This window comes from Pontibacter ruber, assembly GCF_023630205.1.
GTDB lineage: Bacteria > Bacteroidota > Bacteroidia > Cytophagales > Hymenobacteraceae > Pontibacter > Pontibacter ruber.
The window spans coordinates 1,394,049-1,419,012 of sequence record NZ_JALPRR010000001.1; the positions used below are offsets into that span (position 1 = coordinate 1,394,049).

Sequence of the window (24,964 nt, forward strand, 5' to 3'; positions counted from 1 at the left end):
AGCCTAATACATCCGGGGCAGTTCAATCCCTTTAATCCTGCGGTAAAGGTTAATGGCTGCCTGGTCGGTAAGGCTGGCTACATAATCGGTGATGTGGACGATGCGCTCGTAATCAGACACTGTTTCAGGCAGGTTCAGGTACTGCGGCGGTATTAGGTCAGCCAGCTTGCGATGGTGCTTCGACTCCGGGCGGAACACGGCTTTCATGCAGGCATCCAGCAATCCGCCCAATACCTCAAAGCCGGCAGCCTCTATCTCCAGCACCGGCCGGTTCCGGTAGATCAGGTTAATGGAAAGGTTCTTGATCTCGTCAAGTATAGGTTTGCTTTCAAGCTCATTGATGAGCGGCCTGTCGTAAGTGCCTTGCAGGATCTGTTGCTCGTGGCGCAGGAACACTTCGGTGGTTTCGTTTATCAGCTTGCCGATGATGCGCGCACGCAGGTAGCCGATCTCTTCTTTCCAGTCATAAAACGTAAGGCTGGAGACACGGCCGGGAGCATCGTTAAGGATCTGGCGCAACAGGTTCAAACCCTGTTCTTTGGGTACAAGGCCGAGTTTCAGTCCGTCTTCAAAATCAATGATGCGGTAGCAGATGTCGTCGGCTGCCTCTACCAGGAACGCCAGAGGGTGTCGGTGGTAGAATACCTGTCCCTGCTCTCCTTTCTTCAGCAGGCCCAGCTCGTTTGCAATGGTGTTAAACCAGTTGCGCTCGGTCTGGAAGAATCCATACTTCTTTTCGCTGGTGTTGGTGGTACCTTTCAGGAGCGGCAACGATTCCTTCGGATATTTGGTGAAGGTAGCCAGTGTGGTATAGGTCAGGCTGAGGCCGCCCGGCAGGTTGCAGTGCGCCGGATAGGTATAGGTAAGTATGCGAAAGCCGGCAGCGTTGCCTTCAAAGTTGAACAGGTCGGCTCGTTGGGAATCTGTCAGGTTCTTCAGGAAGGGCTGCGCTTCGTCGCTACGGAAGTAAGCCGAAATTGCATCCTCGCCGGAGTGCCCGAACGGCGGGTTGCCGATGTCGTGCGCCAGGCAGGCGGCAGCTACTACATCGCCAAAGTCGGCTTCCTGTATGTTTTTCTCCTGGGTAAGGCCGGGGTGGCGCTCCAGTATACTTTTGCCCACAATGCGCCCCAGCGACCGACCTACCACTGAAGCCTCTAAGCTATGCGTCAGGCGGGTGTGCACAAAATCGCTCTCCGGCATGGGCATTACCTGGGTCTTGTTCTGCAGCCTCCGGAAGGCAGAGGAAAACACAATGCGGTCGTAGTCGCGCTGGAACTCGCCGCGCACCGACTCGTCTGTGTTATACTTTTTATCGTCTGTCTCGAAGCGCTTTTTAGATAGCAGTTTGTCCCAGGTGGTGGTAAATGTCATAGAGTAAATTATAGAAGGCTTAGCTCAGCAGCACGCTCATAAAAACGGTACTCACCAAGAAAAAAGCTAATGTAATTAAATAAGTGAAACCAATGGGTATGAGGCGCAACAACGTACGCACATACGACTGCTTGTACACCCGGTGCAGTGCCAGGAACAAGTATAAAATCATGATACCGATCACCACCCCGCTAAGATCAGGAACAGGCAGGTAATGACCTGCCAGCATGCTAATTATCAGCAAGATAAAGTAAAATGTGTGCAGGTGGATGGAGAACATCAGGTGCTCGACGTAGTTGCGGCCCTGCTTCCTGTAGAACAAGTTTAACAACCATGCAAAAAACGGCATGAGCAGGAACATCATAAAAGAGATGTTCTTTAATAACTTCTGTTTTGACCCTTCGCTGTTGCTGATAAACTTACTGAACTTTTCTGCTACCAGTGTCGCACGCTCGTCTTGAATTATATTCGTTTTCAGCGCTTTCATTTCTTCTGCTGCTGCTGCCACCTCTTCCAGCTTTTCGAGCTTTGCCGAGTCGGCGGCCAGTGCCAGCGAGTCAGCGAGGTTTGCATTGATGGTCATGCCGGGCAGTGCAGCAACGGGTTTGTCGCCCTTAGTGCTTTGTAGCTGAACGGTGCTTTTGGTGGTGAGCGCCAGCACAAAAAAGAAGATCAAACTGACAAACACGTAGAGCCGGAAGGGTGGCACATACGAGGCGCGCTGCCCGATGTTGAACTTCTCTGAAAGCAAACCCGGCTTCAGGATCAGGTATTTCAGGGTCTTCCATACTTTGGTGTCGAAGTGCAGGGTGCCTTCTAAGAACTCGGCGATCAGGTGCTTTACCGGTACGTTCAGGTCGTGGTTTTCCTGGCCGCAGTTAGGGCAGTAGTTGTTGGTGTCATCAAACGTATAGCCGCAGTTGGGGCACTGGGTCAATTTTCTTCGTTTCTTCGCCATGGCGTGATGTTGCGGAGGGTATGGCTTTAGCCTTCTAGCTTCAAATATAGGCCTCTTGCTATAATATTGCTACGTCAAAATTTTCTGGCAACAGCTGCCGACGGAGTGTCAGGGGTATGTTACTTTTTTATACTTTATAAGCAATGTAAACTAGAAGTATGCTGGTCTGGAAGGAGTAATGGCTGCTGTCTTAAGGCTAATGAGCAAAAAAGGCAAGTTACTTTTGATGTTACTTTTGCCTTGAAAGCATAGCCCTGATTGATAAAATTTGTATACGTGTAAAAGACCTTTCCAAGCTAACAAACTTAATGCCCCACAAATCTGACGGAGCGAGGTAGTGTAACCGGCCAGACGGGGGAAAACAGGCCACCTGTACAAGGGTACATTACCTCGCTCAGTGACAGCAAGAGACAAGCAGCACCAGCCATTGCGCTGGCCATGCTTGTCTCTCTTTTATTTAAACAGCTCATTTTCAAGTGTGAATGGAATCTAGCTTCACAACAACACAATTTGTGCTTCGTAAAAGGTAAATAAAAATAAGTATAATTATAGATGTTGAAAACCTCTACACTTATAATTTTTTAAACCTTTAACAATAGGAGGATAAAGCTATGCCAAACCTAATGAGAAGAAACGGAGGCACCTCTGCCCCAACCCGTTCAGTTTTCACAGATTTCTTTACAGATGTTGATCGCTTTTTTGATCAGGATCTCTTTATGCTGCCAATGCACTGGAGAAAACAGTTTGAGACGAGTGTTCCGGCTGTAAACATCCGCGAAAACGACAAAGAGTATACCATAGAGGTAGCAGCTCCGGGCATGAAGAAGGATGACTTCAACATCGATATGGAAGAAGGTATGCTGACCATTAGCTGCCAGAAAGAACAGGAGCAGAAAGAGGACAAGGAGAATTACAGAAGACGCGAGTACAACTACAGCTCGTTCAGCCGCTCTTTCAGCCTACCTGAGTCTGTTAAACCTGAGGACATCAAAGCGCATTACGAAAACGGCGTGCTTCTTCTGAACGTGCCTAAAACACAGGAACAGCAGCGTCCGAAAAAGAAAATCAAGATAGACTAAGTATGATTTGAAAGTATAAAAAGGAGGGGCAGCTATACTATAGCTGCCCCTCCTTTTTATACTCACCGTCTACTGTAATTAGTGCCTTAGTTTTACAATCTTGATCTGCCCGCTGTTGGTGGCATCGCTCCAGCGCATGATGTACATGCCACCGGCCAGTTCCGACACATCAACTTCCACAGGTACCAGGGCATCGCTGAAAGTTACTTCCAGGTCTTTGAAGAGCTTGCCTGACGCATCGTAGAATTGCAGCGTCATCTGCGTGTTTGCCCGCACAATATAATTGAGTGTAATGGTATTATCGTCCGGGTTGATCGGGTTAGGATACACCCGTAGCTGCCCCACGCAGGCGGAGTTGATAACACGCGAACTATACGTAGTGCGCGAGCTGCCATCGCTGTAAACAAACTTCAGGCGATAGAAACCTATACATGGCAGCGGGCTCGGGTCAGTGAACGTATAGCTCAACAAACCACTCGCTGGGCCTTTGGCATTTACCTCGCCAACGTCGGTCCATTCTTCGCTGCCTTCCTCGCGCCGCTGCACAACAAAAAAGTCGACGGTTCGCTCATTGTTAGTTTGCCAGTTTATCTTAACCGCGTCAGACGAGGCAAACGATACATCCAGGGTATAGATTTCTGGCGGCAGGTTGCAATCACCTTCTTCTTCACGAACCATAGGCTCTCGTCCGCAGGCGTTCTGTATAGGGACCACACTTTTTTCCATGATCAGCGTTGCACCTTCGATGTCTGCTGAGCTGATGCCGCGGATGATTCTTTCAGATTCAATGGCATAGTGCATGATGGCTACGTTGGGCAGGATTACGTGGCCTAACTGGTGGGCGTGGCCCAACTCGTGCAGCACCACCGTCTCGTAATCAAACTGCTGGGGCGATGGGGCACCCGGTCCGTATTGCCAGTTGATGTTGCTGTTTACTTCCATGTCGAATTCGCTGAGCCAGAACAGAGTATCGGCGGTAGTACCGGAGCCAATGCGGCAGCCGTCGTAGCGGCTTACAGTGCGGGCCAGCACACCCGCCCCGGTTACGGAGCCTGGTGCAAAGCGGATCACGTTGATGTCTGCGTTTTCGTCTGAAGATGCTTCAATGGTAGTGCCGGCACCGATCTGCCAGTTCACGCCGGTTTTACACACCCAGCTGTTCATGGCTCTGCGGAAACCTTCCTGGGCGGCCGCCCGGCTCTGCATACTTGGGGCAAACTGAATGGTATAGCCGCCGTTGCGGTCCATGTTGCTGAGCACCGGCTGAAAAGCGCGCTTGGCAAGCGTTACGTTAGACCAGGCATACTCGATGGTAAGCTTGCCTAAGCTTTGTATGGAGGAGCCCTCGTTGTTTACTACCCGGATCTCGCCGGAGCCGGCAGTACCGCCATCTTTGCCCTGCGATGGAATGCGTACCCTGATCTGGTTATTTGTCCAGGAAACATAATCCCGCTCCACAGGTTGGATGAATGTTTTGCCTCCGTCGTCAGAGTTGCGGAACTCTACCCTGCCGGCGCCGCGGGTGCTGCCAAAATTAGTGCCGTTGATGGTAAGTACTACGCCTGTGCCGGCGCTGGTAACAACTGGCGAAAAGTTCGTGATTACCGGTACCGCCGCAGGTTGCTGTTGCTGTTGTTTTGTCTGGTCGATGGCAAAGTCTTCGAGACGCTTATTTTTTGAAAGGGTGCGGTAGTTGGCACCTGTGCGGTCGGTAATGGATTTGTATACTTCGCGTACCGAGCTGTAGGTGTTGAACACATCGGCAGCAGCGCTTTGCTCCAGGTCGTAGGTTACAAAGCCTTGCTGGCTGCCGTAGGCGCGGGTTGCCAATCCTTTCCCCGGCGATTTCAGCTGCTTTTCCGGGTTCAGGAACAGTATACCCTGCTGGCCACGGTACAGCTGCAGCGCCGAAGAATAAACGTGCTTTTTCAGGCCGATGGCGCCGCCTTCGGTAATTACTTCGATTTGCTCGTCGCGCACCTGTCCTTTAAACACCTTAAATACTTTAATGGTGTGGGAAGTATAAATATTCTCGTGTCGGTCGTCCCAGAAGGCCTTCTGCGAGAGCACCTCGCCTTCCACTATTATTTCAGATTCTTTTATGCGTTGCTCCAGTGGCAGGGGCACCATCTGGCAGCCTTCGGTGGCGGCAGCGCTGAAAGAGAGCAACAGCGCAAAAAGCAAAAGAACAGGAACGGCATTCCTGATGCGGAGCTTCAAAAGAGCAGAGTATATGTTGGTCATAGAGTAGGGCAGCGTTTCTTTAAATGAAAGCTTTCGGTTTGGTACTGGCATCAGACATTTCTGATGCCCTATACTTACGGAAAACAGCTAAAAAAGGGATATGCCTGCTGAAATTTAAAATAAAGAATGGTATAAAGCCAAAGCGCCTGCCTGACTTTATACATAGCCAGGCAGGCGCTTTGGGGTGAAAGTACATAAAACGGCTTAATCTTCGTTCATGTTGATGATGTAGCTACTGTCTTTACCCTCTTCGGTCTGTGTCATTTTACGGTATTTTTCATACACCTCCTGCGGTTGCTTTTTACCATCGATGTACATGCCGTTGCTGTCCAGCCGGAAGTCCAGTTTCTTTGCTCCTTTCTTGATCAGCCCATCCTTTTCCAGCTCGTTTCGCACGTCCTGCATTTTCCGGGCATGTTCCTGATGCTTGATGGCGTTTTGTTCATGCTTTATCATATGCTCCGCATGGCTGCGCATGGCTTCTTCGTGGCGCTTCATCTGCTCATTAAAACGCTGCTCGTTGAACGCCTCAGGGTGCTGTTCCTTCATTTGCTTTTCATAGCGCTTTATCTCCTCTTTATGCCTCTCCATCTCTTTGTTAAAGCGCTGCTGTTCTTTCTCAAATCGCTTTTTGTCTTCTTTGTTTCCGGAGAATGGGGGCACAGGCGGCATTGGCGGCATTGGAGGGACCGGCGCGATGCCAGGTGCAGGCGGTATGCCCGGTGCTGGTGGCACAGGTGGTGCAGGCGGCGGTGGCGGCACGTTCTCTGTTCCGTTGTAGCTGTAGTTGTAGCGGTATTCTTCGTTTTTCCTGCGCGATTTTCCGGCTGCGGCACGGGCTGCTTTCATGCTGGCTTCTACCTCTTCGGGAGTGGCCTTGGGTGCACGTGCAGTAGCCTGCAGGCGCTGGTTCACCAGGTCAGTATACCTGGGAATATCTTTCTTCGGGATGCGTTTGCCGTTGACGTAAAGCTCGGTAACGGCTCCTTTTTTATTCTTGATGATCACCACATCCTGTGCCCTGCCGGTAGTGTCCTGCACCACGTGTACTTCGGCGGCGGTAAATTCTTCTGCAGGCGCTGCTTTTGCAACTGTTTCTTCCGGTTTAGCCGGTTCGGTTGTTATGGGCTCTGTTGCTTTGTTCTCTTTGGCTGCCACAGGTTTCAGGCCGGCCGCAGCGCCGTACGACAGCATCACCAGACCGAGTATCAGTACCAGGGCTGCCATAAAACCTTCGGAGAACGTGGGCCGCAGCGAAGGCTGACCTACCAGGCGCCTGATGCGGCTGAGCAGTGAGCCTTTACGTCCTGCCAGCGCCATGGCCAGGGCAGGAGCTTTGGACTGTCGCATGGCTTCAAGTTGGGTTAAGGCACGGGCATAGGTCAGGGAATCGCCGCAGGCTGCCACGGCCAGGTCATCGCAGCAATGCTCGCGCTCGGCCCGCACCACCGCTGATATCCACCACATGGCCGGATGGTAAAAGAACAAAATGTCAACAACAGATTGCAGCAGGTTGAGGAGGTAATCTTTGCGCAGAATATGGGCCAGCTCATGGGCAAGTATAGCTTCCACCTGCTGCTGGCTCAGGCCTGCCGCTGCGCCCAGTGGTAAAATTATAACCGGCTTCAGGTAGCCGATGGTCATGGGCACCTGCACCAGCGCCGATTCTGCCAGTTTTATACTTTGGCTGATCCCCATCTTCCGGCCCAGGGTGCCGGCGAGCTCCTGCCAGTGTGTACCAAAGGTTTGCGATCTGTAATGGCGCAGGCGTTGGGTATACGCTATGCCTCCCAGGAAGCGGAGCGCCATGGCCAGCAGGCCCAGCAGCCATACCGTTACGATCAGCGGCAGGTGTTGCTCAAAGTATACCTGGGCTACCAGCAACGGCTTCTCCCAAAGAGGCAATGCGGTACTTTGTACCTGGGCTGCAGTAGCGATAACCGGTGCTGCAGAAGACTGCAAAGTATAGCCGGGCGATTTGGTTTCTGCAGTATAATAGAAGTAGGCAAACGTAGCTACCGACAGCAGCAGTTGAGCGAGCAGCGCGCCGCCGGCTATCCAGTACCGCAGCCTGGAAGTATGGCTGTGCAGCAACACGAGCAGCCCTGCAAGTATAAGCGCTACCAGGGCACCCTGCCAAAGCGAGTGCAGCAGCGTCCAGCCAAGTGCCTCCACCATGGCTTCAGAGATAAAGTGTTGGATCAGGTTCATTTTTTACCTCCTTCCAGTTTGTCTAACAGGTTTCTTATTTCGTCAAGCTCTTCGGGTGAGGTGCTGTGGTTGCCGAGCGCCTGCATAACGAGCTTCATAGCGGAGCCCCGGAAAGTGGTGTCCAGGAAGCGGTCGAGGAGCTTGCGCTGGGTAGCTTCTTCACTCAACAACGGACGGTACACGTGCGTGCGGCTCGATTTATCGGGCTCCAGCATGCCCTTTTCCGTCATGATCTGCATGATCTTAAGCGTGGTGGTGTAACCAACTTCTTTGGTTTTGCTTAGTTCTTCGTTCACGAAGCGTACGGTGGAGGGGCCGTGCTGCCACAGTACCTGGAGTATTTCCAGTTCGGCTTCGGTTGGTTTCTGAGACGGATCTGTACCCATATCTTATTGATAGTTTTATTTTGTGATAGGTTGCACTACCTCTATTTACGAAGAGTTTCGTAAATAGAAAACAGAAAATACGATTTTTTTCGTAGATAAGTATGAAATGTAGTTGAAGCCGTTGTTTTCAGCCGTCAAAAGCCTGTAAAGGCAGGTTTATACTTCAGGCTTAGTGTGCGAGTGCAGACTTGATCAGGATAAATTCGTTGATGTTATCGGAGTTGATAACACCGGCCAGGCGACCGTTTTCGAGTACCGGATAAATAGAAGCACGGGCCTTCTGCAGTTCTGAGTATGCTTCCGACAGCTTGTCCTGCACATTGAAGGTGCGGATCTCCTGCGTCATGATGTTGGCAACCGGGGCTTGCATCTGCTCATTTTTGATGGCCTGGATCAGCTGCATCCGGGTAAGCGTGCCTACCACCTGTCCGTCCTGCTCCACCACAAAATCGTGTTCCGATCCCAACAGCAGCTTGTCGAGCGCGTCGCGTACCGTTTCGGTTGGCGAGAGTGTTACGTAGTTGGTCATCATGCCTTCGCGTACGCTGTGGCCCCGCAAAAAGTCAAGGTGCTGCACGATCATGTTTTCCGAATAAGCGCCAAAGAACACAAACACCCCGATCAGGATAAGGAACGGATTGCCAAAAAAGCCCATAAAAACAAAGAAGATCGCCAGCATCTGCCCCAGGTTGGCAGCGATCTGGGTGGCCCGTACCCGGCCCAGCTTAAAAGATAGCAAGGCGCGCAGTACCCTGCCCCCATCCATCGGGAAGGCCGGAATGGCATTGAAAAGCACCAGCATGATGTTGACGAACATCAGCAGGTAAAGGAAGTTGGCCGGGGTGATCCTGGTGAAGAATTCCTCGGTAGGTACTCCACTTAGCGAAGGAAGCGCCAGCCAAAGTATAAAAGCGATCACTACGTTAACGGCAGGACCGGCAAGGGCAATCAGCAGCTCCTGCTTCGGGTTTTCAGGTATGCGTTCCAGGCTGGCAACACCGCCTATGGGCAGCAGCGTGATCATTTTGGTCTGTACGCCGTAGCGCTGTGCTGTAAGCGAATGGCCCAACTCGTGCAGTACCACGCAGGCAAAAATGGTAAGCACAAACCCAACCGACAGCAGGGTGGTCTGCAGGTCGCTGCCCTGGCGCATTTCCGAAAACACAATCCATGCTAAAAGGAGCACGAATGTCCAATGCACCAGAATCTTGATGCCTGCTACACTGCCTAACTTCAAGGACCATTTCATGATTGATCGAATCAGATTTACTTACTTCTGAAACGAATAAAATGTCCTAATGTTTATACTTTGTCTGTTATAAGTGCCTTTAAGGCAGCGGTTTACTGCTTCAGCAGTTGCGGCACTACCCGGTCACCAAAAACATCGATGAAGCGCTCCTGCTGCAGGTTTACGTTGTGCAGGAGAAGTTGTGAAAAGCCAAGGTCCAGATCCTGCTGCAACCACTCCAGGTGCTGCTCCGGTTCGTGTGAAATGCGGACGTGCTTGCGCATTACTTCCTTGGGTATATCCTGGGCGGCCTCCTGCAATTGCTTGGCGGTGCGCAGTTCAGTGAGAACGCTGCTGGTAAAGATGTTGGATCGCCACTGATCGTAAGCGCCTTCCAGGGCTTCCTGGTCGGTAGCTGCGTAGGACAGCTGCACTTTCAGGTACATGGGCTTGCCTTCGCCGCCACCTCTGTGGAAAGCCTCTACCATCTTTTTAAGTTCTTCCGGCGGGCGCGAGGTTGTGATCAGTCCATCGGCCCAGCCGCCCACCCACTCGGCAGTTTCGGCGGTTACGGCGGCTCCGATGATCATAGGAGGAATCTCGGCACGGGTATAGAGTTTGGCATCTTCCACTACCACATGGCCGTGGTGCGTTACCATCTCGCCCTTCCAGAGGGCCCGCATTATGTCCACGCACTCCTTCAGGCGCTCGTTGCGAATATGTTTCACGGGCCAATGGTCGCCGGTGATATGTTCGTTGATGTACTGCCCGCTGCCTACGGCAATCCAGAAGCGCTCCGGAAACATCTCGGCCAGTGTGGCGGCGGCCTGTGCAATAATGGCCGGATGGTAGCGCTGCCCCGGCGCGTTCACAATGCCAAACGAAAGCGAGGTGGCCTGCATGGCAGCTCCCAACCACGACCAGGCAAAGCCGCTTTCGCCCTGATCCAGGCTCCAAGGGAAGAAGTGGTCTGATGACAGGGAAGCGTTAAAGCCTGCCTTTTCTGCCTGCTGCACATACGTTAACAAATCGCTGGGCTTGAACTGCTCGTGTGATGCGTGGTATCCGATCTTCACCATAAATCTTCTGTTTTATACTTTCCTGTATTGTGGGCAAAAGCTTATGGGTACTACGGACATCCGGAAGGGAAGGGTTTTTGAAAAACAGCAAAGGCAAGCCTTGTCAAAGCCTGCCTTTGCGGATGATAGGAATGATGGGTGCTGTTTTAGTTTAGCCGTGCTACAAATTTCCGGACATACTTGCCAAATTCCTCGGGCTGCTCCTGGTACGGGCAGTGGCCGGTAGCCATCGTCTTGTAGGTGGCTTTCGGGAATTTGAACAGGCGGTAATGCTGGGGCCCAACGGAGTAATCGTACTTGCCGGCTACTACCAGCACCGGTACCTTTACAGAAGCGGATTTTTGTGTAAAGTCCTGCTCATACTCATGCAAATCCCATACTTTGCTGCCAAAATGCCAGTTAAGGGTGGTGTCCATTACAGCGTTCATCTGCGCGAACATCTCTTTTTTAGGATACATCACTTTATACATCAGGTCCTGCTCGTTCAGCTGGCTTACTACTTTACCTAAGGTCTCACCGACCGATGCGCCTTCTTTTCTGAACTCCGATTCAGGCTTGTTCAGGATGCGGGCACCTTCAACGATATAGCTTTCCAGCGACGATTTGAGGTGCAGCGTGGAGGCAACCAGGATCACACCGTTTATGCTTGCAGGGTGCTGATACGCATATTCTGTAGCCTGTGTGCCGCCAAAGGAGTGCGCCATTACCAGCCATTTGCTGTAGCCGAGGTGCTCGCGTAGCTCCTCAAAATCCTTAACCATCCTGTTGAGCGAGTAGTCGGTTTTATCATCGCCACCCGAGCGGCCGGAACCCCGCTGATCGAGGTAGATCATGGTCATGTCTTGTTCGGTAACATCGCCGCCAAGCGCGTAGTAGATCTTTGGCCACGAACCAGGTCCGCCGTGTACAAACAGGCAGGGCTTGCCCTCTCCGGCTATGCGTACGTACAGCTTTACACTGTCGGAAGTGGTGAAGTAAAACGATTTAGCAGGAACCGCCTGTGCAACAGCAAAAAATAACAGGAACAGGCAACTGAGAAACAGCTTTTTCATAGAGATTGGGAATATAGCAGTAGTTTTGAAAGGCAAAGTTGGGATATTTTTACAGAGGACGCCACATTTTTAGGAAAGACGCAGAATGGCGGACAAATATTTTCCAGACCGGGTATAAGGGCCGTAAGAAGGCCAGATAACAGAACAGAGACAGGTATAAAGCATGAATAACTTAAAAGAGCGCGGGCTGGAACAGGAGCTGAGTTTTCAGGCATCCCGGAGCGGAGGCGCCGGCGGACAAAACGTGAACAAAGTGGCAACCAAAGTGGAGCTGCGCTTTCATGTAGGTAACTCTGCACTGCTCTCGGAGGAAGAAAAAGCACTGGTGCAGGAAAAGCTGGCCAGCCGCATCAACGGCGAAGGCTACCTGCAGGTGGTTTGCCAGACGGAACGCAGCCAGCTACAGAACAAGGAGCTGTGCGTGGAGCGCTTTTATGAACTGTTGCGCCAGGCACTCACTCGCCAGAAAAAGAGAAAAGCCACCAAACCCACCCGCGCCTCAGTAAAACAACGGCTGGAATCAAAGAAAAGGCAATCGGAAAAGAAATCAGGACGGGGGTATCGGGGAGATTATTAAAGTATAAACCTGAAAGCAGCGGGTGCCACCTTCAGGTTTATACTTTGATTTATACTTTGCTTGCTACTGCCCCGAACTGCCGGACTGCCCGCCCGGCGCCCCTTTCAGGTGCGTATCCAGGAAGGTGAGGATGGCACGATAGCCTTTTATCTCGTTCTCTTTCTTCACGAAACCGTGCCCCTCATCCGGGAACACCACATACTCTACCGGCACATTGTTTTTCTTCACAGCCGCTACGATCTCATCTGATTCCACTTTTAGCACGCGCGGGTCGTTGGCACCCTGCAGTACGATCAAAGGGCGTTTGATCTGGTGGGCAAAGAACAGCGGCGACTTGTTGTATAGCGCAGCTGAATCGGTTTTAGGGTTGCCCATTTCCTTGTAAAGCGCCACCCTAAACGACTCCCACCACGGTGGTATACTTTGCAGGGTGCGCAGCCAGTTGGCTACCCCAAAAATATCCACGCCCACGGCAAACTCTTCCGGCGCAAAAGCCAGGCCCGCCAGTACCATGTAGCCGCCGTAGCTGCCGCCCATAATGCCGATCTTGTTTTCATCCACATAGCCGGTACTGGCCAGGAATGACTTCGCTTCGATACAATCTTTCAGGTCAGCGTCGCCGTGTTTCTGGTCGTCGGCGGCGAAGAAGGTTTTGCCGTAGCCGGAGCTGCCGCGGTTGTTTACAGCCAGCAGCACATACCCATGGTTGATCACATACTGCATCAGCGGAGAATAGGTAAGGCGCGTCTGTCCGCCCGGGCCGCCATGAATCCACAGCACAGCAGGGCGCTTCTCGCCTTCTTTTATACCTTTGGGCTTGTAGAGCAGCGCCGGAATTTCCATGCCGTCAAACGATTTGTAGCGCACCACTTCACCTTCCACCAGGTCATCCTGATCGATGTTCGGGTTCATGGTATTAGTAAGCTGCTTCGGCTGCTGGTTGTCGAAAGTATAAGAGAACAGGTTGTTCGGTGATTTGGAGCTGTTCACGGTAAACACCATCACGCTTTCATCGTCCGAAATCCGGATACCTGTTATATCGCCCGCAGGCATGGCAGGCAGTTGTACCGGCTGCCCGGTAGCAACTTCATACATTTTGATCTCGGAACGGGCATCGTTGTTAATGCCGGTAACTCTATACTTGCCGTTGCGCGAAAAGTACGTGTACATAATGTCCCAGTCGGCCTGCTCAACTTCTTCTGTTTTGCCGGTGGCCAAGTCGTAGCTTTTTACCGCCATGTACTCGCGCCCTTCGTCCGTCAGGAAGTATAGTTTCTTGCCGTCTGGGGTAAAGGTTTCCGGCGCATACTTTACCTCGCCCTGTCCTTTGCTGAGCTGCTTCAGTTTTTTGGTCTTGGTGTCGTAGAGGTACATGTCCGATTTGTTGGTGGTGATGCTCTTCACCAGGCCAATGTAGCGTTTGTCTCTGGAGATGGCGCTTACATCCAGTGCCTGGTCGTTTTTGAACACCAGCCTGGGCTGTAAGGTCTTTAGGTCCATCTCGTAGAGGTCGAAGAGCTTGGGATCGCGCTTGTTGGAGATGTAGAAGAAGCTCTTCTTGTCGTGGCTCCAGTCCGCAAATTCCGATTTGGCTTTGGCATCCGGGGTAAGGTCGCGGGAGGTGCCGTCCTGGTTGCGCACGTAGAGGTGCGTTATCTCGTTGCCTCCCTGGTCGCTGGCGTACAGTATGCGCTCATCTTCCGGAAAATAAGAGATCACGAATACGGAATTGTCTTTGGAGCTCGTTAGCTGCTTTGGTGTGCCGCCCTGTACGGGTACTTCGAAGGCGTTGTAAATGCCGGTCTCGTTGCTGGAGTAGAGTACTTTGCTGTTGTCCGGTGAGATGGCATTGCCCCGGATGGAGGTGGTGGCCATAAACTCCTCGATGGTATAGGTTTTGACGGCCGGTTGCTCCTCCGCCTGCTGCACGGTCTCTGCCGTTTGTGTTTCGGGGGTGGTGGTGGCAGTGGTGGTGGCCTGCTGGCAATTGGTGAGCAGTGCCCCTATGGCAAGGAGCGAGCCCGCTGCCCGTAATGTTTTTTTCATGGTTTTACCGGTTTTAAGTGATGGATTAGCAGGATTAAGCTACTGAATCTCAGGATAAAATACAAGAGAGAAATAACAGCATATGGTTTGAGCCGTCAGAAGATCAAATGCCACATGCAGAAATGAACGCAATAGGTAAGATATTTGCGTAAGGAGCCAAAGTATAAATTACCCGATATGAAGAGATATTACTTTTTGACATTGATTTTATTGAGCATAGTTTCCGTTGGTAACGCCCAGAAGTACCGCACAGCAGCAGGTATTCGGTTAGATGGCAAGCAATTCGGGATAACCGTGCAGCAGAAGCTTCACGAGAAGGGAACGCTGGAAGGGATAGCAGCTGTGGGGAGCCGGGAGTTTAGCGGCACCTTGCTCTACGAATGGCACTTCCCGATCCTGGGTAGAGGGCTGAACTATTACCTGGGTGCCGGCGGGCACGTGGGCAACCTGAAAGATAGCGGTGTATTTACCGGTGCGGATGCCATCGCAGGTATAGAGTATAAAGTAAATTTTCTGCCTTTTGTGCTTTCTGCTGATGTAAAGCCAGCCGTGCACATCAACCACGAAGATTGGGTAAACCTGACAACCGGCATTTCGATCCGCTACATCATCGTGAAAGAAAAGAAAAAGAAAAAAGGTATATGGCCTTTCGGCAAGCAGGAGGATGAGGACGAAGACGAAGGCGGTATTTTCAGGAGAAAGAAAGACAAGCAGCAGGAAGAAGAGGATGGCGGAATCTTCAGAAGAAAGAAGAATAAGCAGCAGGAAGAAGAGCAACCTGGTATTCTCGACATCTTCAAGAAGCGCGATAATTACTAGTCTGTAATTTAACAGTTGCGAAGCTTGCAGGTACTGCATTGCCATACTTAAGCGTAGGCGTGCAACACCAGCAGGTTTTTTTGTGCGGACTTACGCAAACCTTTAAAGCAGCTGAAGTATAAAGTCAGGCTTGAACTATACTTAACAGCCTTTTTCTTAGAGCCTGAAAAGCAGAAAGCCCGGTTTGGGGTCCCGGGCTTTCGTAATAGGAGAGAAAATTACTCAGGCTATGCCAGTCAAATCCTTGTGTTTGTTACTGTTGAAGTTTGTTCTATAACCTGCGTTACGCTAAAGGGCAATGCAACGACATGAAAAGTACACAGCAGGGTAGCGGCAATCGCTGGAGTAGTTCTGTTTAGTTGGTAATTGTGTTGTCAATAACACGCGCTCTCCTTATTCTTTTTAAATTCCTGGTAGTTAATCAGGTTACAACATCATCTCTTCCTGCCTTGTGGTTCTGTACCTGCAGGCAAGCTCCATGGGGCGCCTTGCAGCTCAATTGCAGCTATCAGGCGGGCATTTGATAAAGTATAAAGTTGCAGAGCAGGAGCAAAAGATCATGCCGCTCCAAAGGCTGAAAGCAGCTGAACTATAACATGCCTCCTGCTGGCTACGGCCTTTTTCCTGTCAGCAAAGACACACCATTGCCACCTCTACTTTTTACCTCATCTTATACAGAGGTAAAATTAGAGAAGTCAGTCTAATTTAAAAAGGAAATGTTAGACGCTGTTGTAACATGCGCTGAGCAAGGTCAAGAGAACCTTCAGGTAGCTGCTAGTGCTGAAAACAGGCATTAGCAGGGCGCAAGTACAGGGCAGGATGGGGTGTTTTGTAACATCAGAAGCTGGCTTCTGAAGCGGAAATTGCAGGCACGTAACCAGAGAAGGTGTTCCCCAGACTATAGTTTCGCTACAGTCTGGGATGGTATAGCAGACTCAACGGAGGCAACAGTTGCTTCTGTCTGCAGGCGTTTGGCCAGGAGTGCTCCCTGGTCAAAAGTAGCTTTGCAAGCCAGGCAGAAGCCGATTAGAAGTCCTAATAGAAGAAGGATAATTTTCATGGTTTGAATTTTGTTTTAGTTTTATTGTGGCGCTTGTGGTACTATGTTATCGTGTCGGGTCAGTTGGTCAGATCTGTGGTGCAACTACCTCAACAACCGGCAATACATTTGGATATTCTCTCAGTTCGTAAGTTTCCTGTGCACGAGCTGCAGCTTCCTGAATATCCTTTGAAGTTTTTTTGATGGTTGCTCCCATACCCATTGTAAAAGCAAGCAATAAGATGACGATTTTCATGACTTTAATAATTTAATGGTTGGACTTTCTTTTCTTAACTACTTAATAGATAGCACCATGGTATGAAAGGTTGCTTGTGCTTTGTAAATTTTTTTCTATTCTTATTTACCTTAATTACATTTTGCGTGCCACATCTGTAAGTCATTGATTTTCAAACAAATAGTGATGGTTTTGCAGATTGTCCGCTCAGTTATTGTCCGCTGTCGTACATATTCTGTCCGGTTCCGGACAAGTAGCTGAAAAATAATGTGTTGTATCTGGCAGCGAGGCTTTTGCCCAAGTATGGCAATGTAGTGCACGTACCGGGTATCGGGGGAGTGATCGTCCTGTTTGTTTTGCTAGCGGTTGAACAGTAGTTGAAGAAGCTATGTTGTTATAAGACAGAAGGTTATGATGTGTCTTTTTATGCTTTATACAATATGCAGTATAACACAGGATAGAGATTTTATTTTTTCAATACCTAAAATCAACTAACAGCAGACGTAGCAAGTATAAGGGAATCATGATTTTTAGGTAAAAACAGCAAATAAGATAGAGAGGAAACAATAAGTTATGAGCAAAGGCACACTAATAGCCTTGGGCGGCGGCGATGATGACGGCCTCATCAAGCTGATCCGTTCGGAAATATGCAGTATCCATTCCCACATAGAAGTAATAGCCACGGCAACTACTGCCGTTGAGGAATCCGGAAACGCTTATAAAGAGGCCTTCGAAGAACTGGGCTGCAGCAGTGTCCGGTTTATGCACATCGACGAAGATAACAAAGCTGATACTGCGGAATATATTCAGCGTATCCAGAAGGCAGAAGTTATCTTCTTTACCGGAGGAGACCAGCGGCGTCTGGCCCAGTTTTTAGATAACACAAAGCTGCTGGAAATCATGCGCGAACGCTTTCAGAACGAGGACATCATTATAGCAGGTACAAGTGCCGGCGCTGCCGTGATGTCGGACCGCATGATCTATGACGGCTACGGGCACTATTCGCTTATAAAAGGAGAGATGAAAACGACGTACGGCTTCGGGTTTATCAATAACGTGTACATCGATACGCACTTTGTAGAGCGCGGCAGGTTCGGCAGGCTGGCACACGCGGTGGCCCACGACCCGGAGTATTGCGGCATCGGCCTCAGCGAAGAAACCGGTATCATTATAAAGAACGGCGACCAGGTTGAGGTTTTCGGGCCGGGTGTAGTGACCATCCTTGATGGCAGCAGCATTCAGTTCTCTAATGTGCGTGAGGCAGAGGAAAACGAACCCATTGCCGTGGAGCGCTTGGTAATGCACCTGTTGGTGGAAGGATACCGGTACTGCCTGAAAGAACACCTGTTCCAACCGATAGGAGCCGAGCAGATTGCCGAAGCAAGAAAAGATTCGGCCAACGTTGCCTGATGCGCAAAGTATAAAGGCAATGTATAAAAGCTAAAAAAGCCGCAGGGAAGTATGAATTTATACTTGCCTGCGGCTTTTATACTTTACAGAATATTTAGAGCCTGTCTTCCTGCTGCAGTTCCATGTTGATGGCAACGCCTGCCCTGGCGCCTTCTGCTGCCGCTACAATCACCAGCTGCATGTCGCGGGCAGCATCCCCTGCCACAAACAGCCCCGGTATGTTTGACTTCTGCAGGCGCTTTGTTTTGATTACACCTTTGCTTGTAAATTCACAGCCCAGCTGATTGCCCAAGTCTGCCTGCTGCTGCGTGCCGGTAGCAAAGAACATGGCCTGCTGCTCGCGAGCCTGTCCGTTTTTAAGTATGATGCGCTGCAGGTGTCCGTTCTCTCCCTCAAGGCGGGCAATGGCGCCTGTTTCTACTTTAACACCGTTGCGCTGCAGCAGCTCGCGGTCTATCTCGCGCAATTTGTTGGTTCCGTCGGTGTACAGCGTCACGTCATCGCTCCAGGTCTTCAGGCCCAGCGCTGTGCCTATGCCGTTGCGGTCTTTTCCGTACACAGCAATGGCTTTGTCCTGGTTTTCCCAGCCATCGCAGTAAGGGCAGTGGTGCACGCTTTTGCCGTAGAGCGACTCTATCCCTTCCAGTTCAGGCAGCTTGTCCTTCAGGCCGGTTGCCAGCAGCAGCCTCTTCGATCTGTAGGCGTGGCCATCGTGCCCCGAAACAATGAATTCGCCTTTGCTGTAAGTGGCTTTCTGGATCACTTTTTCGACCAGCTCCACGTCATACTTCTTCAGTTCTTCCTTGCCTATCTTTATAAAGTCGCTTGGGTTGATGCCATCCCTGGTCAGGAAACCATTCATACTGTCCGACCAGCGGTTGCGTGGCTCCCCACTGTCAAATACAAGTACTTTTCTTCTTGCCCTGCCCAGTATCATGGCAGCACTCAGGCCGGCCGGCCCCCCTCCAATTATAATTACATCGTACATGTTCAATCTTACCTATTTTGAGAGTATGTAACGGCGCAAGGGCCTGCTAGGATGGCATAGGCGCTTTATAATTTTGCTGCAGGTATGTGTGGAGCTCCAATCCGGGTTGCGCCTGCCCTGATCTTGCTTGCTGAAGAGAGGCAAATTGCAGCAGAACAGTGGCCAGAAGCAGCAGTATGGGCCAGAAGAGAGGGGATATTACAGGTTTTCGACTCGATTTTAAAAATATTTGAAAAAAGCTATGCCCGCCGCTGTTGCACGTGCTACTATTTTATATATTTGTTTAGACGTATTATCACCCTACAATTAAAGTTACGTTATATGAAAAGCAAATTACTCGCCTTATTAGGTGGAACATTACTCTCAGGTGTGGCAATGGCCGGAGGGTACCAGGTAAACCTGGCAAGCCAGCGGCAGATTGGTATGGGCCACACGGGCACCGGCCTGGTGACAGGTACATCGAGCATCTTCTTTAACCCTGGCGCTATGAGCCATGTACGCGAAAATGGCGTAACTATTGGCGCAAGCGGCATCTTCTCCAAAATTGCTTACTCAGCTCCGGAGAGCAGCGGCGTTACTGCCAGAACCGATAACCCTGCCGGTACTCCTTTCCAGGTGTATGCTGTATACGGCATCACCGACAAGCTGAAAGCCGGTATTGGCGTGTATACACCCTTTGGCAGCACGGTGAAGTGGGGTAACCAGTGGAATGGCCGCTTTGGGCTGGAGCAGCTGAAGCTTTCTGCTATCTACATCCAGCCTACCCTGAGCTATGCTATTACAGATAAAATTGGCATTGGTGCAGGCCTGACTTATGTAAAAGGCAAAGTAAACCTGCAGCGCAGCATCCCGGTTCAGGACCAGGAAGGTAACTATGGAAAAGCGGAACTGGATGGCGACGGAACAAGCGTTGGCTACAATGTAGGTGTATATGTTAAACCATCTGATAAGATCTCATTGGGTCTTAGCTACCGTTCTAAAGTAGATGTGGACGTGGAAGAAGGCGATGCTACTTTCACCGTTGCTTCATCGCTTAAGTCCCGCTTCCCGGATACCAAGTTCAAAGCCTCTCTGCCGCTTCCTGCTACCCTGTCTTTGGGTGTAGGTATCATGCCGACAGAAGCCTGGACCATTGCCATCGACGTGAACCGCGTAGAGTGGAGTGCTTACAAGAGCCTGCGCTTCGACTATGCAGATCCTGTTAACGGCAGCACTTTCACAGAAAATGCCCGCAATTACGAAGACAGCTACATCTACCGCATTGGTGCTGAGTATAAAGTAACAGATGCACTGGCCCTGCGCGCCGGCGCTTACTACGACAACTCGCCTGTGCAGGAAGGTTACCTGACCCCGGAAACACCGGACTCTGATGCACGTGGTATTTCAGGCGGTATCGGATATAAACTGTCTGAGAACTTCAATCTGGATGCTTCTTTCCTTTACATCAACAGAAAAGAGCGTACCGATGCCGGGGATAAATCAGGAGGTATAGCCGGTACTTACAAGGCTGTTGCTTACATCCCTGGTATTTCTTTCACCTACAATTTCTAATTCCTGACGAATATGAAAAACTTATTCTATAAAACCGGTATGCTGGCGCTTTTTGCCAGTGTACTATTAACCGGCTGCTCTCCCGAGATTGACACCCCGGCTCCGAGTGCAGGGGAGGCTGATTTTACGTCTTACATTGCAGTGGGTAACTCGCTTAGCGCCGGATACGCAGATGGCGGCCTAACCCGTAAAGGTCAGTTGGCTTCACTGCCGGCCATATTGGCTCAGCAGCTTGATTATGCAGGCGGCGGTGAGTTTAAGCAACCACTTTTTTCTGAAGAGCAGGCAAACGGCTCCGGATACCTGCGATTAGCTGGCTTTACCCCACAAGGTTTGCCAATTACAGCGCCTGTTACCGATAAACTGGCAATACGTGGGGGGACCGCTACTGCTCCACTCTACACGAAGTATACTGAGAACGTTAACAACCTTTCAATTCCAGGTATAAAAACGGCTGATATAAATGTTCAGGGTTATGGTAGCGTACAAGGTAATCCATACTTTGAGCGTTTGACTAATAACCCAAGTCAAACCTATCTGGCGTACGTGGGTGCACAGGCAAGGGCTGCTAAGCATACGTTCTTCAGTTTATGGATGGCCGAAAACGATGTACTAGGTTATGCAACTGCAGGCGGTTTTGCCGGTACATTAACACCTCAAAAATCATTTGAAGATAACTTTACAGCACTGCTTGACACCTTGACAGCAGGAAACAAGAAGGGTATTTTAGTAACTGTTCCGGATGTAACTGCTGTTCCATTTTTTACAACTGTAGGTCCAAGTGTAAAAGCAGCCTTAAAAGCAAAAGGAGCACCTGGGTTTGTGGCCTTTACTGGAGCCGCGGATAATGTAAATAACCTGGCCAATAGAGTTTTAATTCCTGTTGGCAATATCAAAGATGCTTCAGGTGGCAAAGTCTTGTTTACATTAACAGGGGCTGCCTATGCTCCACTTCTAGGAACTCCAACAGGTAAATACTGGAAGGACTTAGCTAAAGATCAAGCTAGAAAACAGACTGGTGAGGATAAGCCAAATCCTTTGGTTGTAAATGGTATATTAACTGTATTGTTGTCGAGATATGCCGTAGATACTACGCAGTCCCTTGGAACATCTCAGAACCCATGGCCAAGTGCGCTCTTGTTGGATGAAACTGAATTGAATTCTATTTCTTCCGCAACTACTGGTTTTAACAATTTTATCAAATCACAGGCTGCTGCTAAAGATTTGGCATTGTGGGACTCTAACGCCTTCTTTAACTCTATCCAAGGTGGCTTTGCAGTTAACAACGTAGGCTACTCTCCTGCTTATATCTCTGGTAACCTGTTCTCACTGGATGGCGTGCACCCTACGCCTCGTGGCTATGCAGTTGTTGCCAACGAGATGATCAAGGCGATCAATGCAAAATATAATGCAAACATCCCGCAGGTAGATATCACAAAGTATGATGCGGTACTCTTCCCGTAACAGCTGAACAGAAAGTATAAAACAAAAAAGCACCTCCGCAAGAGGTGCTTTTTTTATGTCTGAATCAGGATTTGCCAGATGTTAAGGATGAACAGAATGATTAATTATATTTATGCCTTTTATACTCCGGCGGCTAACCATTTGCGGGTGAAAACACGCAGCATAGGCAGCAGGCTATACTTTACTTCACCGAGCAATACTTTTCGGATCAGCAGGATACTCTATACTTATACTTCCCTCCTGTATTCCTGAAACTCCTAGTGCGCTTCCAGCCAGTTCTGACCTACGCCAAGGCCTACCTCCATCGGTACACTCAGCGGCAGGGCATTGGTCATCAGCTCCACAATTTTCGGCGTCACAATTTCTACTTCATCCTTTGGTGCGTCAAACAGGAGTTCGTCGTGTACCTGCAGGATCATGCGGGTCTGTAGCTTCTCATGCTTCAGGTAATCGCGGATGTTGATCATGGCGATCTTGATGATATCGGCGGCGGTGCCTTGTATCGGCGCGTTGATGGCGTTACGCTCTGCAAAGCCACGCATGTTCTGGTTGCGTGAGTTTATGTCGCGGAGGTAGCGGCGACGGCCCAGCAAGGTCTCCACATACTCCTGCTCACGGGCTTTTTGGATCGCATTGTCCATGTACTCTTTGACAGCCGGGAACTCCGCAAAGTACGCTTCAATAATATCGGCAGCTTCGCGGCGCGGGATGTTCAGGCGCTCGGCCAGGCCAAAGGCTGAAATGCCGTAGATAATACCAAAGTTAATGGTCTTGGCTTTGCGGCGCATCTCACTGTCTACCATATCCAGGGGCACGTGAAACACTTTGCTGGCGGTAGAGGCGTGAATGTCGAGGCCGTTACGGAAAGCCTCCTTCATGGTAGGGTCTCCGGAGAAATCAGCCATGATACGGAGTTCGATCTGGGAGTAGTCGGCAGAGATGAGCAGGTGTTTGCTGTCGCGGGCCACAAAAGCCTTGCGGATTTCACGGCCACGCTCGGTTCGGATCGGGATGTTCTGGAGGTTCGGGTTGGTAGAGCTGAGGCGGCCTGTAGCGGTAACTGCCTGGTTAAAGGACGTATGCACCCGCCCATCCTGCGCGCAAACCAGTTGCGGCAAGGTATCCACATAGGTAGATTTGAGCTTGGTAAGTTGGCGGTGGTCCAGGATCAGGCGCACGATCTCGTGCTCGCCTGCCAGCTTGGATAGAATTTCCTCACCGGTAGCATGCTGCCCTGTTTTGGTCTTTTTGACTTTGCTTTTGCCCTGCAGCTCCAACTTATCGAACAACACCTCGCCGAGCTGTTTCGGAGAGCCGATGTTGAACTGCTCGCCTGCCAGCGTGTAGATCTGATCTTCAATTTTCCGGATCTCGCCTTCCAGCTGCAGTGAGAAGTCAGCCAGTGCATTGGCGTCAATGGTGATGCCCTCTTTTTCGATATCAGCCAGCACCTGCACCAGTGGGTTTTCCACCTCGTTGAACAGCTTCATCAGCTTTTGCTCCTGCAGCAGCGGCTCAAAGTAATTTTTCAGGCGTAGCGTGACGTCTGCATCTTCACAGGCATAATCCTTAATGTCCTCAGGAGCCAGGTCTCCCATGGTTTTCTGGTTCTTGCCCTTGGGCCCGATCAGGTCTGTGATAGGCACCGGATGATAGTTCAGGTACGTTTCCGACAGCACATCCATGTTGTGGCGCATCTCTGGCTCGAGCAGGTAATGTGCTAGCATGGTGTCGAAAACAGGTCCTGCAATCTCCAGGTTATAGTTCTTCAGCACCAGGATATCATACTTGATGTTCTGGCCTATTTTAGCAATACCTTCATGTTCCAGCACCGGACGGAATTCGTCGATAATGCGTTGTGCTTCCTGCCGATCGTCGGGGGGCACCGGCACGTAGTACGCCTCGCCCGGCAGGTATGAAAACGACATGCCTACTAACCTGGCCGTGATCGGGTCTATGCTGGTTGTTTCGGTATCGAAGGAGATTTCCTGTTGTTGCAGCAGATAGCCTACCAGGCTTTTGCGCAGTTCCGGCGTGTTGATCAGATAGTAATCGTGCAGGGTGTTGCGTATGTTCTGAACGGGCTGGGCAATGCCCTCTGCCGTTTCTTCAGCCACAGCAACCTCCGTGGAAACCTGTAAGTCGAATAAGGAAGTCTGCTGCTGGTCGGCAGGTTTGCCTTTGCGGGCAGCAGGTTTGGCCGGGGCAGCGGCTGGCGTATGGCCCAGCACCCGTTGCGACAGTTGCCTGAACTCCAGCTCAGCGAAAAGCTCTGTCAGCTGTTCCTCGTTTGGTCCGTCGTAGTGCAGCGCCTCCGGGTCAAATGGCAGCGGTACGTCGCAGTGGATGGTAGCCAGCTCCTTCGACATCAGGCCCTGTTCGGCGTAGGTTTCCACGTTCTCTTTCTGCTTGCCCTTCAGCTCTCCGCTGTGCGCGAGCAGGTTCTCCACGCTGCCATACTTCTGGATGAGCGACTTAGCGGTTTTTTCGCCGATGCCCGGTATACCCGGTATGTTATCCACAGCGTCGCCCTGCAGGCCAAGTATATCGATCACCTGCTCTACGCGCTCGATCTCCCATTTCTCCAGTACTTTCTGCACGTCCCATACTTCCACGGCGTTGCCCAGAAAGGCAGGCTTGTACAGGAAAATATGCTCATTCACGAGCTGGCAGTAGTCCTTATCGGGCGTCATCATGTATACATCAAAGCCTGCCTTTTCGGCTTTGCAGGCCAGCGTGCCGATGATGTCGTCGGCCTCGTAGCCATCCAGGATCAGCACCGGAATGTTAAACGCCTCCACAATCTTCTTGCAGTAAGGTATGGCCAGCGAAATATCTTCGGGCTGCGCCTGCCGGTTTGCTTTGTACTCGGCGAAGTTGTCGTGGCGGAAGGTTTTGGCGGCCGAGTCGAAGGCTACGCCAATGTGCGTCGGCTTCTCTTTCTGGAGCACCTCTACCAGGGTATTGGTAAAGCCAAGGGCGGCGCCCGTGTTCATACCTTTAGAGTTGATGCGTGGGTTTTTGCTGAAAGCAAAGTGTGCCCGGTATATAAGTGCCAGTGCGTCTAGCAGGAATAACTTTTTACGTGGTTCGCTCATGGCTTAAAGTTAGTCAATATTTAAGAATATAACCCGCCCCTTTAATGGCTGCAACCTGGCTCCAAACTATACGCAAAGCAGCAGCGGCAAAGTATAACCTATACGGGCAAGTATGGTTTTGCGCAG

Annotated in this window: 19 protein-coding genes; 6 read left to right on the forward strand and 13 right to left on the reverse strand. The window is 50.7% G+C overall.

What is annotated here, in order from left to right; translation table 11 throughout:
* Window positions 1–3 precede the first annotated feature (3 nt).
* A complete protein-coding gene (gene dgt, locus MJ611_RS06190; protein WP_250428639.1) occupies window positions 4–1,374 on the reverse strand; it encodes a dGTP triphosphohydrolase in 1,371 nt (456 codons plus the stop codon).
* Between the two features lie 19 nt (window positions 1,375–1,393).
* Window positions 1,394–2,332 (reverse strand): DUF3667 domain-containing protein, encoded by a 939-nt coding sequence (locus tag MJ611_RS06195; RefSeq protein ID WP_250428640.1) that lies wholly within the window; start codon window positions 2,330–2,332, stop codon window positions 1,394–1,396.
* A 611-nt stretch (window positions 2,333–2,943) separates the two neighbouring features.
* Between MJ611_RS06195 and MJ611_RS06200 the strand changes: the two genes are divergently transcribed.
* Entirely contained in the window at window positions 2,944–3,411 is a 468-nt protein-coding gene (locus MJ611_RS06200; protein ID WP_250428641.1) for an Hsp20/alpha crystallin family protein, read from the forward strand.
* Between the two features lie 78 nt (window positions 3,412–3,489).
* On the opposite strand, the gene MJ611_RS06205 is transcribed toward MJ611_RS06200, so the two are convergent.
* The 6 genes from MJ611_RS06205 to MJ611_RS06230 form a co-directional block, all read right to left on the reverse strand.
* Complete coding sequence (locus MJ611_RS06205; RefSeq protein WP_250428642.1) at window positions 3,490–5,655, reverse strand: IPT/TIG domain-containing protein; 2,166 nt, start codon at window positions 5,653–5,655, stop codon at window positions 3,490–3,492.
* Window positions 5,656–5,859: 204 nt separating this feature from the next.
* Window positions 5,860–7,866, reverse strand: a complete 2,007-nt coding sequence (locus MJ611_RS06210) for a M56 family metallopeptidase (RefSeq protein WP_250428643.1) — start codon at window positions 7,864–7,866, stop codon at window positions 5,860–5,862.
* A complete protein-coding gene (locus tag MJ611_RS06215; protein ID WP_250428644.1) occupies window positions 7,863–8,252 on the reverse strand; it encodes a BlaI/MecI/CopY family transcriptional regulator in 390 nt (129 codons plus the stop codon). The genes MJ611_RS06210 and MJ611_RS06215 overlap by 4 nt, the downstream gene beginning before the upstream one ends.
* A gap of 169 nt (window positions 8,253–8,421) precedes the next feature.
* Window positions 8,422–9,501 carry a site-2 protease family protein gene (locus MJ611_RS06220; RefSeq protein ID WP_250428645.1) on the reverse strand — a complete coding sequence of 360 codons (1,080 nt, stop codon included), beginning with the start codon at window positions 9,499–9,501 and terminating at the stop codon, window positions 8,422–8,424.
* Between the two features lie 92 nt (window positions 9,502–9,593).
* Window positions 9,594–10,559, reverse strand: a complete 966-nt coding sequence (locus tag MJ611_RS06225) for a TIGR03885 family FMN-dependent LLM class oxidoreductase (RefSeq protein WP_250428646.1) — start codon at window positions 10,557–10,559, stop codon at window positions 9,594–9,596.
* A gap of 146 nt (window positions 10,560–10,705) precedes the next feature.
* A complete protein-coding gene (locus MJ611_RS06230; protein WP_250428647.1) occupies window positions 10,706–11,611 on the reverse strand; it encodes an alpha/beta fold hydrolase in 906 nt (301 codons plus the stop codon).
* 163 nt (window positions 11,612–11,774) lie between these two features.
* Between MJ611_RS06230 and arfB the strand changes: the two genes are divergently transcribed.
* The gene (arfB, locus tag MJ611_RS06235; RefSeq protein WP_250428648.1) at window positions 11,775–12,188 is read left to right on the forward strand and encodes an alternative ribosome rescue aminoacyl-tRNA hydrolase ArfB; all 414 of its coding nucleotides are present in this window, start codon (window positions 11,775–11,777) and stop codon (window positions 12,186–12,188) included.
* A 63-nt stretch (window positions 12,189–12,251) separates the two neighbouring features.
* Here arfB and MJ611_RS06240 read toward each other — a convergent pair whose 3' ends face one another.
* Window positions 12,252–14,234, reverse strand: a complete 1,983-nt coding sequence (locus MJ611_RS06240; protein ID WP_250428649.1) for a S9 family peptidase — start codon at window positions 14,232–14,234, stop codon at window positions 12,252–12,254.
* A gap of 177 nt (window positions 14,235–14,411) precedes the next feature.
* Between MJ611_RS06240 and MJ611_RS06245 the strand changes: the two genes are divergently transcribed.
* Window positions 14,412–15,053, forward strand: coding sequence for a hypothetical protein (locus MJ611_RS06245; RefSeq protein ID WP_250428650.1), 642 nt, complete (start codon window positions 14,412–14,414; stop codon window positions 15,051–15,053).
* An 898-nt stretch (window positions 15,054–15,951) separates the two neighbouring features.
* Here MJ611_RS06245 and MJ611_RS06250 read toward each other — a convergent pair.
* Both MJ611_RS06250 and MJ611_RS06255 read right to left on the reverse strand, forming a co-directional pair.
* The gene (locus MJ611_RS06250) at window positions 15,952–16,113 is read right to left on the reverse strand and encodes a hypothetical protein (RefSeq protein ID WP_250428651.1); all 162 of its coding nucleotides are present in this window, start codon (window positions 16,111–16,113) and stop codon (window positions 15,952–15,954) included.
* Between the two features lie 67 nt (window positions 16,114–16,180).
* Entirely contained in the window at window positions 16,181–16,348 is a 168-nt protein-coding gene (locus MJ611_RS06255) for a hypothetical protein (RefSeq protein WP_250428652.1), read from the reverse strand.
* Between the two features lie 552 nt (window positions 16,349–16,900).
* On the opposite strand from MJ611_RS06255, the gene MJ611_RS06260 reads away from it, so the two are divergent.
* Window positions 16,901–17,737, forward strand: coding sequence for a cyanophycinase (locus MJ611_RS06260; RefSeq protein ID WP_250428653.1), 837 nt, complete (start codon window positions 16,901–16,903; stop codon window positions 17,735–17,737).
* Window positions 17,738–17,831: 94 nt separating this feature from the next.
* Here the strand turns inward: MJ611_RS06260 and MJ611_RS06265 are convergent, their stop codons facing one another.
* Complete coding sequence (locus tag MJ611_RS06265; RefSeq protein ID WP_250428654.1) at window positions 17,832–18,725, reverse strand: NAD(P)/FAD-dependent oxidoreductase; 894 nt, start codon at window positions 18,723–18,725, stop codon at window positions 17,832–17,834.
* Between the two features lie 321 nt (window positions 18,726–19,046).
* Between MJ611_RS06265 and MJ611_RS06270 the strand changes: the two genes are divergently transcribed.
* Window positions 19,047–20,276: an OmpP1/FadL family transporter gene (locus tag MJ611_RS06270; protein ID WP_250428655.1), complete on the forward strand. Its 1,230-nt coding sequence runs from the start codon at window positions 19,047–19,049 to the stop codon at window positions 20,274–20,276.
* A 12-nt stretch (window positions 20,277–20,288) separates the two neighbouring features.
* A complete protein-coding gene (locus tag MJ611_RS06275; RefSeq protein WP_250428656.1) occupies window positions 20,289–21,740 on the forward strand; it encodes an SGNH/GDSL hydrolase family protein in 1,452 nt (483 codons plus the stop codon).
* Between the two features lie 257 nt (window positions 21,741–21,997).
* Here the strand turns inward: MJ611_RS06275 and polA are convergent, their stop codons facing one another.
* Entirely contained in the window at window positions 21,998–24,838 is a 2,841-nt protein-coding gene (polA, locus tag MJ611_RS06280; protein WP_250428657.1) for a DNA polymerase I, read from the reverse strand.
* Window positions 24,839–24,964 lie beyond the last annotated feature (126 nt).

Bases quoted from the DNA above. Each gene is read 5' to 3' on its own strand.
- dgt (WP_250428639.1), bottom strand. From the start codon at position 1,374: ATGACATTTACCACCACCTGGGACAAACTGCTATCTAAAAAGCGCTTC.
- MJ611_RS06195 (WP_250428640.1), bottom strand. From the start codon at position 2,332: ATGGCGAAGAAACGAAGAAAATTGACCCAGTGCCCCAACTGCGGCTAT.
- MJ611_RS06200 (WP_250428641.1), top strand. From the start codon at position 2,944: ATGCCAAACCTAATGAGAAGAAACGGAGGCACCTCTGCCCCAACCCGT.
- MJ611_RS06205 (WP_250428642.1), bottom strand. From the start codon at position 5,655: ATGACCAACATATACTCTGCTCTTTTGAAGCTCCGCATCAGGAATGCC.
- MJ611_RS06210 (WP_250428643.1), bottom strand. From the start codon at position 7,866: ATGAACCTGATCCAACACTTTATCTCTGAAGCCATGGTGGAGGCACTT.
- MJ611_RS06215 (WP_250428644.1), bottom strand. From the start codon at position 8,252: ATGGGTACAGATCCGTCTCAGAAACCAACCGAAGCCGAACTGGAAATA.
- MJ611_RS06220 (WP_250428645.1), bottom strand. From the start codon at position 9,501: ATGAAATGGTCCTTGAAGTTAGGCAGTGTAGCAGGCATCAAGATTCTG.
- MJ611_RS06225 (WP_250428646.1), bottom strand. From the start codon at position 10,559: ATGGTGAAGATCGGATACCACGCATCACACGAGCAGTTCAAGCCCAGC.
- MJ611_RS06230 (WP_250428647.1), bottom strand. From the start codon at position 11,611: ATGAAAAAGCTGTTTCTCAGTTGCCTGTTCCTGTTATTTTTTGCTGTT.
- arfB (WP_250428648.1), top strand. From the start codon at position 11,775: ATGAATAACTTAAAAGAGCGCGGGCTGGAACAGGAGCTGAGTTTTCAG.
- MJ611_RS06240 (WP_250428649.1), bottom strand. From the start codon at position 14,234: ATGAAAAAAACATTACGGGCAGCGGGCTCGCTCCTTGCCATAGGGGCA.
- MJ611_RS06245 (WP_250428650.1), top strand. From the start codon at position 14,412: ATGAAGAGATATTACTTTTTGACATTGATTTTATTGAGCATAGTTTCC.
- MJ611_RS06250 (WP_250428651.1), bottom strand. From the start codon at position 16,113: ATGAAAATTATCCTTCTTCTATTAGGACTTCTAATCGGCTTCTGCCTG.
- MJ611_RS06255 (WP_250428652.1), bottom strand. From the start codon at position 16,348: ATGAAAATCGTCATCTTATTGCTTGCTTTTACAATGGGTATGGGAGCA.
- MJ611_RS06260 (WP_250428653.1), top strand. From the start codon at position 16,901: ATGAGCAAAGGCACACTAATAGCCTTGGGCGGCGGCGATGATGACGGC.
- MJ611_RS06265 (WP_250428654.1), bottom strand. From the start codon at position 18,725: ATGTACGATGTAATTATAATTGGAGGGGGGCCGGCCGGCCTGAGTGCT.
- MJ611_RS06270 (WP_250428655.1), top strand. From the start codon at position 19,047: ATGAAAAGCAAATTACTCGCCTTATTAGGTGGAACATTACTCTCAGGT.
- MJ611_RS06275 (WP_250428656.1), top strand. From the start codon at position 20,289: ATGAAAAACTTATTCTATAAAACCGGTATGCTGGCGCTTTTTGCCAGT.
- polA (WP_250428657.1), bottom strand. From the start codon at position 24,838: ATGAGCGAACCACGTAAAAAGTTATTCCTGCTAGACGCACTGGCACTT.